The sequence below is a fragment of the Burkholderia stagnalis genome (assembly GCF_039848545.1).
Classification (GTDB): Bacteria; Pseudomonadota; Gammaproteobacteria; order Burkholderiales; family Burkholderiaceae; genus Burkholderia; species Burkholderia stagnalis.
Map to the genome: position 1 here is coordinate 1,587,189 of NZ_CP156685.1, position 13,265 is coordinate 1,600,453.

Sequence of the window (13,265 nt, forward strand, 5' to 3'; positions counted from 1 at the left end):
TCGTCCTGCAGCGTGCTGGTTATCGAGCATCAGTCGAAAAAGTACTAATAAATAAGCAATGAATAAGAAGGCCTACCGTCTGGTGTATTCCAGACTTCACGGGGATGTGGTGGCAGTCGAGGAAACGGCCACTGCAGCGGGGAAATCGGCATCTGGCGAAAGTCGTGCCGGTCGTTCTACATTGGGTGGCTCGGGTCATCTGATTGCGGCGGCATTACTCGCAGTTTCGCCAGCCATCGTATCGGCGCAGATCGCGCCGACGCCGGGCGCGAGCACGCACGTCATACAGACGCAAAACGGCTTGCCGCAAGTCAACATTGCGGCACCATCGGGCGCCGGGGTATCGGTCAATACCTACAACCAGTTCGACGTTCAGAAAAATGGCGCGATCCTGAACAACTCGCCGACGATCGTCAGCACACAGCAAGCCGGCTACATCAACGGGAACCCGAATTTCGGTCCGGGGCAATCCGCGCGCATTATCGTCAACCAGGTCAACAGCGCGAATCCGTCCCAGTTGCGGGGTTACGTCGAAGTCGCGGGTAATCGCGCGGAAGTGGTGCTGGCGAATCCGGCCGGCATCGTGGTCGACGGCGGGGGCTTCATCAATACGAGCCGCGCTACCTTGACGACGGGGCGACCCTATTACGGCGCGGACGGTTCGCTCGCCGGATATACGGTGAACCGCGGGCTCGTGACAGTCCAAGGGGCTGGCCTCAATGCGACGAACGTCGATCAGGTCGACCTGATTGCGCGTACCGTGCAGGCGAATGCGGCGATCCACGCCAAGAACCTGAACGTGATCACCGGCGCCAATCAGGTGAACCGCGATAGCTTGTCCACCACGCCGATCGCCGGCGATGGACCGGCGCCGGGGGTCTCGATCGACGTCAGCCAACTGGGCGGCATGTATGCGAACAGGATTGTCCTCGTCGGCACCGAGAACGGCGTGGGCGTGAACAACGCAGGCGTGCTGGCCGCGCAGGCGGGCGATCTGACGCTCACCTCGCAAGGCAAGCTGGTGCTGACGGGCAAGACCAGCGCAACCGGCAACCTGCTGCTCGCTGGGCAAGACGGCATCGATAATAGCGGCACGACCGGCGGCCGGCAGGGCGTGTCGGTATCGACGTCGGGGCAGATGTCGAACAGCGGGTCGATGACCGCGCAGCAAAATCTGACGGTGAACGCGGGGAGCGTGGAGTCGAGCGGCACATTGGGCGCAGGCGTGAACGCCGACGGCACGATTGCCAACAGCGGCGATTTGGTCGTGGCGACCTCCGGGCAATTGACGGCAACGGGGCACACCGTCTCGGGCGGAAACGCTTCGCTGACAGGCAGCGGCATCGATGTGTCCGGCAGCCGGACAGGTGCGAACGGCACCCTGACGCTCGAAGCCAAGGCGGGTGACCTGAATCTGTCAGGCGCGACCACGAGCGCGCAAGGCAAGCTGACCGCCAAGGCCACCGGGGCCCTGAACAACGATCGCGGTACGCTGTCGAGCCAGTTGGGCGTCGAGATGTCGGCGGGCAGCGTGTCGGCCCGGGCGGGCACCATGACGACGCCGGGGGCCCTGACGGTGAAAGCGACGGGCGCATTTGCAAGCGACGGCGGCAGCCTGAACGCGCAGTCGCTCGTCGTGAATGCCGGCAGCGTGTCGAATCAGGGTGGGGAATGGGTGTCGCAATCAACGACGCAGGTTCAGGCCGGCGCACTCGCGAACATTCGAGGCACGATTCAAAGCACGGGGGCGCTGACGATCGACGGCAGTTCGCTGGACAACACGGCCGGGCGCATCGTGTCGTTGAATGGCGATGAGTTGAAACTGACTACGACGGGACAGCTCACAAACGTAAAGGGAGCGACTGCCGCGGGCGATCAAGGTGGGGTCATCGGCGGGAACGGCAACGTGACGGTCAATGCCGACGCACTCGTGAATAGCGGCAGCATCACGGCCAAGAATGCGTTGAGCGCACGTGGGCAGGCAATCAACAACGACCACGGCACGCTGATCGGCAAGACGGCCGATCTGGCCACGTCTGGCGCGTTGTCGAACCAGGGCGGTTGGATCGAGTCGCTTGGTGCGGCCACATTGAAGGCCGGCGCGCTGACGAACCAGCAGGGAACCGTGCAGAGCAGTGGTGCGCTGACGATCGACGGCAGCTCGCTCGACAACACGGCGGGCCGCATCGTGTCGCTGAACGGCGACGAGTTGAAACTGACCACGAAGGGGCAGTTCGCGAACGCACGAGGGACGACCGCCGCGGGTGATAAAGGCGGCGTCATCGGCGGGAACGGCAACGTGACGGTCAATGCCGACGCACTCGTGAATAGCGGCAGCATCACGGCCAAGAATGCGCTACGCGTGAGCGGGCAGGCAATCAACAACGACCGCGGCACGCTGGCCGGACAGACGATCGAATTGACGACGGCAGGCACGCTGTCGAACCAGCGAGGTTCGATCGAGTCGCAAGGTGCGGCCGTGCTGAAGGCCGGCACGCTGACGAACCATCAGGGAACCGTGCAGGGCGGCGGCGCACTGACGATCGACGGCCGTTCACTCGACAATACGGCCGGGCGCATCGTATCGCTGAATGGCGACGACATGACCGTCACTGTCACGGGGCAATTGACGAATGCCGCCGGTGTGGCGGCAAATGGCGATCAAGGCGGGGTTATCGGCGGGAACGGCAGCATGGTCGTGAGTGCCGCCGCACTCGTGAATAGCGGAAGCATCACGGCCAAGAATGCGCTACGCGTGAGCGGGCAGGCAATCACCAACGATCACGGCACGCTGGCCGCTCGGGCGGTCGAACTGACCACATCCGGTTCGCTGTCGAACCAGGGCGGTTGGATCGAATCGCTCGGTGCTGCCACGTTGAAGGCCGGTGCGCTGACGAACCAGCAGGGAACCGTGCAGAGCGGTGGAGCGCTGACGGTCGACGGCAGCTCGCTGGACAACACGGCGGGCCGCATCGTGTCGCTGAGCGGCGACGAGCTGAAAGTGACCGCGACTGGAAAGCTGATCAACGCCGGAGGCACGACTGCCGCGGGTGATCAAGGCGGGGTCATTGGCGGCAACGGCAATGCGACATTGAAAGCCGCAACCCTCACGAACAGCGGCAGCATCTCCGCGCAGAATGCGCTCACGATGTCCGGGCAGTCATTCGACAACAGCAGTGGCTCGCTGAGCGCGACGCAACTGGGCATCGTGACCGATACGCTGACCAATCGCGGCGGGCGCATCGTGCAGAAGGGTGCGGGCAATACGACGATTGCCGCCACGCACGCGCTCGACAATGCATTGGGCACGATTCGGAGCAACGGCGCGAACCTAGACGTGCGATCCGCTGGCCTGTCGAACGACGGCGGGACGATCTATCACGGCGGCAATGGGGGCCTGAGCGTCACGGACGGCGGGATGCTGTCGAACCGCGGCGGTTCGATCGGCTCGGCCGGCACGCTGAGTGTGGCCGCACAATCGATCGACAACACGACAGGAATGCTAGGCGCGAAAGGTGGCGCAGTATCGCTGTCGTCGGCGTCGACGTTGATCAATGACGGGGGCATCGTGCAAGGCCAGGCCGGCCTTGCCGCGATAGCGGCACGGGCGATCTCGAACCGCGGCGGCAAACTCGAAAGTCTCGGACAGTCCAGCGCGCTCACGCTGTCCGGCCAGAGTCTCGACAACACCGGCGGCCGCGTGGTGAATGCAGGAACGAGTGCGACACGCATCGCGGCCGGTTCGATCACGAACGCGAATACTGGCGGCCAGCCTGGCACGGGTATGCTGGGCGGCAACGGCAATGTCGTGATCGACAGCGCCAATGTCCAGAACAGCGCGAACAGTCAGATCCTCTCGGGCGGGAATCTGGATTTCGTGAACATGAACCAGCTCGCCAACGCCGGTCAACTGACGGCGCGCGGCGCGCTGACGGTCAATGGTCCGGCCGCAGCGGTATCGAATGCCAATGGCGCGATCAGTGCGGCCAACGTCGAGCTCACTGTGGCCAGCCTGGACAATACCCATGGCCAGATTGCAAACCCGGCCGGCAGCGTCGGCAATATTGCAATTCGGACCGGCACGTTGACCAATGGAGGCGGGAGCATCGCAAGTACTCAGGACGTGACAATAAGCGCGACTTCGCTCGTTGGCGATGGCAGGATCTTCGCCGGCCGCGACGGCTCCGTGTCGTTGCAGGGCGACTATACGAACGGCGCGAACAACCAGATCACCGCGAACCGCAACCTGTCGCTTTCGACGACAGGGCAACTGACAAACATCGGCACGCTCTCGGCAGTCGGCAACCTCGCGACGCACTCGAACGGCCTCGTGAACAGCGGTTTCATGGTGTCGGGCACCCCGGGCGTAGATGGCACGGGCGCGACGACACTCGACGCGGGCGCAGGCGACATCTCGAACAGCGGCCGGATCGAAGGTAATGCAATCAGCACCGCGAGCCAGCATCTGACGAACACCGGGGCGATCATCGGCGGCACGCTGTCGCATGCGGCCCGAACCATCGTCAACGATGGAAGCCGGGCCGTGATGGCGGGTACGCAGGGCGTGAATCTGTTCGCTTCCGACGAGATGACGAACCGCGCCGGGGCATCGATCATCAGCCTGGGCGATGTCAACGTCGCGATGAATGGCCAGCGGGATGCCGACGGCAAACTGGTGAACCGGACGAGCGTGGTCAACAACCTGTCGTCGTCGATCGAGGCGGAAGGCCAGCTCAATATCGCGGCCGATCAGCTGAACAATGTCCGACAGAACGTGGTGACCGATACGTCCACGACGACCACGTCGTACACCATGAAGGCATTGCCGTGGTGGAAAACCCGCTGGCCTGGCACCGTCGCGCCATTCGAGGACGCCAATACGGTTATCGCCAACGCGTATTACGTGAATCCGGCGGATGTTGTGTCATCCGAGATGATCGTGACGCCGGACGGCAATACGGCAACGAAGCTGGTCGTGAACCTGCCGGCGAATGCATCGGTGTTTCAATGGAAGCAGAGCGGGTTGACGTACTCGCGGCCCAATGGCGGATCGCAGGTCCTGTATCAGCAGGATCTGCGCCTGACGCCTGGCACCGGGCAGGTCGTACTGTACGCGTACAACGTCATGACGGACCAGCCGAACCCCGACCAGGCAGGCGGCACTGCTTGGGCAGCAAGGAATTACGCCAACACCGTTGTAGAAAACCAGCTTGGTCATGTGACGTACTCGAACCAGTACGGCAACTGCACGACGAATTGCGTGCGTATCGAGACCTACCCGGACTTCACCGATCCGAACACGCAGATGCTCAAGGGAACGGAGCGGCGTCGGGAGGGAGGCTTGCCGCTGGAGACTCAGCGGATCGCGACGCAGACAGTCACGTCGACCACGCTGCGTGCGGGTAGCGGCGCGCCTGCCGTGCTTACGTCCGGCGGCGCTATGAATGTGTCGATCGGCCAACGGCTGTTGAACGACAACGGCACGATTGCAGCCGGCGGCGATTTGACCGTGAATGGTCAGAACGTGCCGAACGGCGGCAGCAATGCGGCGATCGAGAACCGGTCCACGCAGCTTTCGACGACCTACTCGTTCGTGAACCGGTCGGGCTACAACAGCCCGGACGATCCCTATCCGAGTGCGCCGGCGGAGTGGATCACGTGGACCAATCCGTCGATCACGATGCCGACGGGCGTCGCGGGCGGTACGATCACCAGCAATCGGGCCGTTGCCATCGGCGGTGGCGATATTCGCAATACGAGCGTTCAGGCGACCACCGGTCCGATGGGCGTGAGCGCCGCCTCACTGGGCTTGACCGCAGCGAATCTGGGAACCGGTGCGGAATCGGGTTCGCTCGGCGTGACGGGGCAGGCAACCGGCAGTTTGAGCGTCACGGGGGGCGCTGCGGCTAATACGGGAACGAAAGGCCATGTTTCCGGCGTGCCCGGCGTGGTCAAGACCGTGTCGGGGGCACGGACCGTGGTCCCGAGCCTGACGCTGCCGGCAAGCGGCCTGTTCTCGATCCAGGCAGCGCCGAACCAGCCGTACCTCGTCGTCACCGATCCGCGTTTCACGAGCTACACGAAGTTCACGTCGAGTGACTACATGCTGGGTCAGCTCGGCCTCGATCCAGGCAGCGTCGCGAAACGCCTGGGCGACGGCTATTACGAGTCGCGGCTTGTCATGGAGCAGGTCACGAACCTGACGGGCAAGCGCTTCCTGACCGGGTACACCAGCAATGACGACGAGTATCGTCAATTGATGTCGAATGGCGCTGTCTTCGGGAAGCAGTTCGGCGTGGTGCCCGGCGTGACGCTGACCGACGCGCAAATGGCGGCGCTCACGACCGATATCGTGTGGCTCGTCAACCAGACGGTCACGCTGCCAGATGGCAGTCAGCAGACCGTGCTGGTGCCGCGGGTGTACCTGGCAAAGTCGAACAATGTCGACCTGACGCCGACGGGCGCGTTGATCGCGGGCGATACGCTGGGGATCGCCGGTAAAAATGTCGTCAACGAAGGCGGTACGTTGTCGTCGAAGCAAAACGCGGTGATCGTCGCCAGCAACGATATCCAGAATCTCGGCGGTGCAATCGATGCCGGCAATCTGGCAATGGTGGCCGGCAACGACATCGTCAATCGATCGCTGACGAATACGGAATCGGCCCGCTTCGTGACGGGAACGTCCACGCATACGTCGATCGGTGCGCCCGCGACGATCAAGTCGTCGGGCAACCTGACGATGCAGGCCGGGCGCGACTTGACGATCCAGGGGGCGCAGGTTTCGGCGAATAGCGATCTCGGCGTGTCGGCGGGGCGCACGATCAACGTCGACACGGTGACAACCGGGTCAGATATCGATACGCGCAACGACGAGCGCAATGCGAGCCACTGGACGAACACGAATCAGGTCGGCAGCACGCTGCAGGCCGGACAGCATCTGGGCATGCTGAGCGGCGGCGAGATCGGCGTAAAGGGCAGCACGCTCAAGTCCGGCGGCGATATGGCGCTGATCGGAGCCGGCGACGTGACGATTCAGGGCGCGACGAACCGGTCGACGATCGATCTGACGGCGGCACGCGACGATAACTGGTCCTACGACAAGGGCATGCTCGAAACGAGCGTCGCGAGCCAGTTGTCGGCAGGTGGCGGGGTGACCGTCGTGGCGGGCCAGGGTACGCCGGGCAAGAATCTGTCGGTGCTCGGATCGACCATCGTGGCGGGCACCAACGGCCAAGGGCACGGCACGATTGACCTCGGCGCGTCGGCGGACATCAGGATTGGCGAAACGCGCACGCGCGCCAGTGGCGACGCGGCCGGGCATACCGAATCGAGCGGATTCCTGTCGAGTTCGTCGACCGACCGGTCGCGCATCTATGCGGGCGACAACTCGAATGGCTCGCTGGTGTCCGGCGATTCGGTGAAGGCGAGTGCCGGGAACGATCTCGTCGTGCACGGCAGCAGCGTCGTCGGTCAACATGATGTCGAGCTGTCCGCGAAGCACAACGTCGATATTTCCGCGACCTACGACGCCTCCCAGGAATCGAACTACTACCGGCACAAGAAGTCGGGGCTGATGAGTTCGGGTGGACTTGGCTTCACCATCGGCTCGAGCGAACAGAAAGCACGATCCGACAGCCAGGCCGTGCTGCAGAGCCAATCGCGCAGTACGGTCGGCAGCGTCGAGGGCAACCTTACGGTCAAGGCCGGCGCGGACCTGCACATCGGCGGCAGCGACCTCACGGCCGGCAAGGCGTCGGGCGATACGAAGAATGCAACCGGCAATATTGCGCTGACAGGCCAGAACGTGACGATCGATCCGGGGCGTGACGACACCCGCACCCATGATCAGCAGGAATCGAAGTCGAGCGGTCTGACGTTTGCCGTCACCGGCACGCTATTCGATTCGGTTCGCAATCTTCGCGACAACGCATCGCGCGGCAATGGATTCCAGCGTGCGCAAGGCGTTGTGAACGAGGCAGGCGCGAGCATGTTCGATATGCCGTCGATCTCGGTCACTTATGGCCATAACGAGAGCAAGAGCTCGCTCGACACTGCGCAGTTGACGAACACCGGCAGCGCCATACGCGGAGCTGGCAACGTCTCGGTGATCGCCACCGGGGGCGCGGCGAAGGACGCGCAGGGGCGGGCAACGGACGGCGATATTGTGGTGATCGGCTCGGCCATCAGCGCGGGGGGCGCGACGCTGCTCGACGCGAACCGGCACGTGACGCTCGCGGCATCGACCGACCAGTACCAGCAGACGAGTGCGTCGAGCAGTTCCAGCACGGGGATTGCGTTGTTGTCATCGCCGAGCCTGGGCAACCTGGGGCGCTGGATTGGCGGAACGGCGAATAACGACGGTGTCGGCCCGTCGCCCTACAACGCAAGCCGCGCAAGCTCGAACGGCTCGATGTCCGTGACGCAGCAGACCCCGTCCACCGTGTCGGGCAACACCGTCACGGTGCGTAGTGAAACGGGCGATGTGAACGTGATCGGCTCAGGCATCAGCGGCACACAGGGCGTGAACGTGACGGCGAAGCAAGGTGCGATCAACGTTCTCGCGGGGCTGGAAACGAGCAAGAGTCACCAGGAGTCGAGCAGCCGGCAGATCGGCAATCTGGGGAGCAACGGCACGGCGACCGGCTTCAGCGTCGGTGTGGCGAGCAGCCATACCGTGCAGGACACCGCAAGCCAGACGCAAAGCAAGGTGCGCAGCCAGATCGTGAGCGGCGGCAATGTGACGCTCGATGCCAAGCAGGACGTGACGGTCGCGGGTTCGGATCTGATGGCGGGCAAAGATTTGGCGCTGACCGGGAAGAACCTGAACCTCGACCCGGGCACGGATACGACGCAGAGCAGCATGAGCCAGCATTCGAGCCAGTTTGGCGTGAGCCTGGCGCTCGGCGGCGCGATCGGCAATGCGGTAGCCGCGGTGAACCAGAGCCTGGGTCATCCCGCGCGCGGTGGCGACGCGCGTCTTGGGGCACTGGACAAGACGCAGGCCGCACTGTCGGTCTACAACGCGTATCAGGTCACGTCGGCATTCGTAGCGACCGGCAAGAGCCAGCAAGCGGTCGTGAAGGCGACGGTCAGCATTGGCGGCGGCACCAGCTCGAGCGAGTCGCATGACAGCTCGCTCGAGAATGCCGGCAGTTCGCTCAAGGCAGGCGAGAGCGTCAAGCTGATTGCGACCGGCAGCGGGGCAAAGGACGAGCACGGCCTCGCGACGGACGGCGACATCAATGCGAGAGGTACGCTGATCTCGGGCAAGAACGTTTCGCTCGATGCGGCGCGAGACATCAATCTGCAAAGCGCGAAAGATACGACCCAGATGTCGAGCAGCAACCGCAGCAGCGGCGGCAGCATCGGGGTCGGCGCCTCGTTCGGTGGCCAGCAGAACGGCTTTACGCTGGAACTGGGCGGAAGCGTGGCGCGCGGCCATGCGAATGGCGAGAGCGTCGCGAACCGCGATTCGACGATTACGGCGGCCGATACGCTGTCGCTCACGAGCGGCCGAGATACGAATTTGCGCGGTGCGGAGGTGTCGGGCAAGACGGTCAACGCGGACGTCGGTCGCGACCTGAACATTCAGAGCCAGCAGGATACCGCGACGTATTACGGAAGACAGACGAGCGGCGGATTCCAGGCGAGCGTGTGCGTCCCGCCGTTCTGCTATGGCACGACCGTGAGCGGCAGCGCCAGCGCGAGCCAACAGAACATCACGGCGACGTTCCAGTCGGTGAATCAGCAAAGCGGGATCTATGCGGGCGATGGCGGTTATCACGTCAACGTCGGCAAGCATACGCAGTTGGATGGCGGCGCGATCGCGAGCACGGCCGGCGCGGAGAAGGACAGTCTGTCGACGCAGACCTTCGGCCATACGAACCTGGAAAATCACGCGAGTTATTCGGGTGAAACGATCGGGTTCGCTGCGAGCGGAGGCTTTGGCAAGAGCACGCCAGAGGGCGTGAGCTTCAACACGCCAGCGAAGCAGACGGCGGGCAACACGTCGGGGCCGCTGAATTCGCAGGGGCTCGGGCCGACGGGATTCTCTGCGGCCGGGACGGGCCACGAGGCGAGCGGCACGACCTATGCAACGGTGACTCCGGGGGCGATCACGGTCCGCGGCGATGCAGGTACGGGGCGCGACAGCACGACGGGCCTGAATCGCGATGCGTCCATCGCGAACGGCGCGGTGAAGAATACGTTCGATGTCCGGAAAGTGCAGAACGATCTGGCGGTGCAGCAGTCGGTCGGGCAGGTCGGGATGCAGTTGGTGGGCACCGTGGCGACGTATCTTCGGGACAAGGCTGCAATTGCTCAGGGCAAGGCAAAGGCGGCGTTGGACGACGCCAAGAAATCACAGGATCCGGAAACGATTGCGAGGGCGCAGGCTGATCTCGATGCGGCTGATCGGCAGGTTGCGATGTGGCGTGACGACGGCGCGGGGCGCGTCGGTGGACACGCGGCAGTGGCAGGTGTCGCCGCCGCGTTGGGTGGCGGTAACGTGGCGGGTGCGGTAGGCGGGACGATCGCCGGCGATTTTGTCGGAACGGCAGTGGCGCAGATTACGGGCGATACGCTCGGCGGGTCGGTGATCTCGAATGCTGCGGCAGGTGCGGCGGGGGCAGTGGCCGGTGGTGCGCTGGGGGGCGCATCCGGTGCGCTCGGCGGCGCGGGGGGCGCGTTGAGCAGTGATCTGTACAACCGGCAGTTGCATGACAAGGAAAAGAAAGCGATAGCGGAGGCAGGTAAGAGCGATGCCGCGCGCGCGAGGCTGACGCGCGCGGCGTGCTATGAGGTGAAGTGCTGGGCGGACTATCCTGTGGGAAGCGAGGAGCGGAACAAGAACTTCGTGAGCGAAGCGGAAATTGCCACATTGCAGCCGGAGCTGGATTGGGTGAAGAGGCAGAAGGAAGCGGGGCTGTTCGTCTACACGCCATTGCAGAAGGTTGGCGATGCGCTGATGAACGATCCGATTGGGGTGGCGAAGGACGCGGTGAAAGTCGGACTGGGTTTCGTGACGGCCAAGACAGGAGGAGCGCTTTGTGGGAGTGGCTTGGGATGCACTGTTGGCTCCTGGATGTTTGCATTTGGGACGAGCGATATGATTGAGGGTTCGACAGCATTAATGAACCGCTATGACGGGATTTCTGCGGATGGGGTGAATCCGCTGAGATTGGGGTTTAATAAATTAAATCCGACGTGGGGTAATGCCGTATACGATGGGATCAATTTTGCATTCTCCATTGCGGCCATGAGAGTTCAGGTTCCGTTGAATGTTGGCGTTGCGGATGGTTTGAATCGTCCTGTTTCGATGTTCGGTGTGACTGTGCCGCGCATCGATAATGTGAATCTGTTCCCTTTTATTAAGCAGCCTTGGCCGTATGGCGCGACGCAGGGATTCTTGCTCTATGGCGTTGGTTCGAAGGGAGCAACCGTCGTCAATGATGTTCGACAAACGGGAGATAGAAAATGAACTGGCGAAGACTGTATGCAACCGTACAAATATGTAGCGTTGTAGGTGGGGTTGCCATAGGTGGAGCCGGATGTTGGGCTTTTGTTGTCGCCGGACTTTGCCGCATAGCATTCGACCTTGGCGATAACGAATCGATGTTGCTGATAGGCTTGCCGTTATTTATCGCTCTGTTCATAGTGTTTGTGAAATATCTGCAGAAGCCGTTGAGAAAGGCCGGGATGCTGAGCGACGATCCGGAGAGATTCGGTCCGTGGTTCAAACGGAATGCTGAGACTTGAAGCAATAGAGCCAGCGCTGGCCAAAGACGAGTCGCGGGAGAAACGGGAAGCATGAATCCGGTCGACCGGTTTGCAATCGAAACGCACGCGGGGCCGTATGAATCCTGGCCGAGGCGATCGCGCGTCCTCGTCGGCGGCAGGCCTGCCGATGTCACGGTGTCGGGCTACACGCTGCTGCGGCAATTCGAAACCCGGGCCGGCTATCTGCTGGTGACCGATTACGACTGCCCGTTCGAGGAGGCCGTCACGTTTTCGCTGCTCTCGAAGGATCTCGGCAAGGTGCTGGCGCAACGGACGGTGGGGGCGATGTACGGCTCGTACTGGCTCGACGATGTGACGTGGACGGACGAGCGCCGCTTTGCGGCGACGTTCGTGGACGTCGAAGGGCGCTGGGAATTCACGATACGCGACTGGTCGCTGCCGTTCGTTTTTTCACGACTGAAGATGGCACGCGTTGCATCGTCCGATCGCGCGTAGCAGCGCCCCTTCATGCTGTCGGCGTCAGCCGTCCGTCTCGCGCGAGAGACTTGCCTGCAGGTGCGCGCGCAATTCGGTGAGTTGCCGGCGAACATCCCGCCGCAACGCCTCGCGAGACACGACGTCGACAGACACGGAACTGTCCATGTACCCGCGCTCGACATGCAGCAGGACGTCGCCGGTGAAGAACGTCCCTTCGATGAAAGCGCCGCGCTCCTGGGCCACGCCTTGCCACCCCGGCGGCGCGTCGAGCCATGCGGCGAAGGTTTGTTCGAGATGGGCGATGTTCCCGTACGCGCCATGAATGTAGCCGCGCTCGCCCCATGAGACATAAGCGGAGATCTGCAGGTTGTCGACCGGGTTCTCTGCAAGCGCGGGGATCAGGTCGATCGGGATCTTGCGCAGCGGTACGCTGATGACGAGATTCGTGGACTCCGGCAGAAGGCGCTCGTTGGCGTCGCGAACGTGGCGGTCGAGTGCGCCGCGCTCCACGAGCATGGCGGTCATGTCGTGCTGTCGCGCGGGGATGCTGACCGTCGCCATGAGTTCGACGCGATCGATCGACGCAAGCTCCGGCTGGTCGGCGAGTTTCCATTCCGGTGCGGCCGCCGGCACCGATGGGGGGTGCGGCTCGGGCGCTGCCGCGGTGTCGCCGGCGTCGGGAAATGACGTTGCCGTTGCTGGCCGTGCCGTCGCCCGTTTGAGCACGCGTGCGACCAGGTAAAGGGCGACGCCCGCAAGCGCGGCAATGACCCAACTATTCATTTTTGTCCTGTCCGAATGATTGTCGCGGATACACGAGTCGCGTCTGTGATTTTTACCGATTGGCGAGTGCGCAAATGCACGAGTTGCGGCGGCAATGCGTGAAAATTACCGATCCCGCACTGCGATCTCAGTGAAAGAAAGTGAATTTCTAAAGCAGAAACCCGTCGCGCTCAATTGGTTATTCTAAATACTGTCAGAACAGGTTCATATTTTTGACAAATTTGCTATGCTCCGCCAAAACGAGATGGGCGGCGCCCAAGGTTACA

At 62.9% G+C, this 13,265-nt stretch carries 4 protein-coding genes; 3 read left to right on the forward strand and 1 reads right to left on the reverse strand.

From position 1 onward, the window contains the following. The first annotated feature begins 58 nt into the window (after nucleotides 1-58). From ABFO07_RS07570 to ABFO07_RS07580, 3 genes are read left to right on the forward strand one after another with little or no spacing between them, the layout of a single operon-like run. The gene (locus ABFO07_RS07570) at nucleotides 59-11,479 is read left to right on the forward strand and encodes a hemagglutinin repeat-containing protein (protein ID WP_347468590.1); all 11,421 of its coding nucleotides are present in this window, start codon (nucleotides 59-61) and stop codon (nucleotides 11,477-11,479) included. Beyond that, the gene (locus ABFO07_RS07575) at nucleotides 11,476-11,757 is read left to right on the forward strand and encodes a hypothetical protein (RefSeq protein ID WP_155631228.1); all 282 of its coding nucleotides are present in this window, start codon (nucleotides 11,476-11,478) and stop codon (nucleotides 11,755-11,757) included. The genes ABFO07_RS07570 and ABFO07_RS07575 overlap by 4 nt, the downstream gene beginning before the upstream one ends. A 51-nt stretch (nucleotides 11,758-11,808) precedes the next feature. Next, the gene (locus tag ABFO07_RS07580) at nucleotides 11,809-12,234 is read left to right on the forward strand and encodes a hypothetical protein (RefSeq protein ID WP_347468591.1); all 426 of its coding nucleotides are present in this window, start codon (nucleotides 11,809-11,811) and stop codon (nucleotides 12,232-12,234) included. 24 nt (nucleotides 12,235-12,258) lie between these two features. Here the strand turns inward: ABFO07_RS07580 and ABFO07_RS07585 are convergent, their stop codons facing one another. Continuing rightward, the gene (locus ABFO07_RS07585; protein WP_347468592.1) at nucleotides 12,259-12,999 is read right to left on the reverse strand and encodes a hypothetical protein; all 741 of its coding nucleotides are present in this window, start codon (nucleotides 12,997-12,999) and stop codon (nucleotides 12,259-12,261) included. Nucleotides 13,000-13,265 lie beyond the last annotated feature (266 nt).

Coding starts and splice junctions, on each gene's coding strand:
- ABFO07_RS07570 (WP_347468590.1), top strand. CDS start 59: ATGAATAAGAAGGCCTACCGTCTGGTGTATTCCAGACTTCACGGGGAT.
- ABFO07_RS07575 (WP_155631228.1), top strand. CDS start 11,476: ATGAACTGGCGAAGACTGTATGCAACCGTACAAATATGTAGCGTTGTA.
- ABFO07_RS07580 (WP_347468591.1), top strand. CDS start 11,809: ATGAATCCGGTCGACCGGTTTGCAATCGAAACGCACGCGGGGCCGTAT.
- ABFO07_RS07585 (WP_347468592.1), bottom strand. CDS start 12,999: ATGAATAGTTGGGTCATTGCCGCGCTTGCGGGCGTCGCCCTTTACCTG.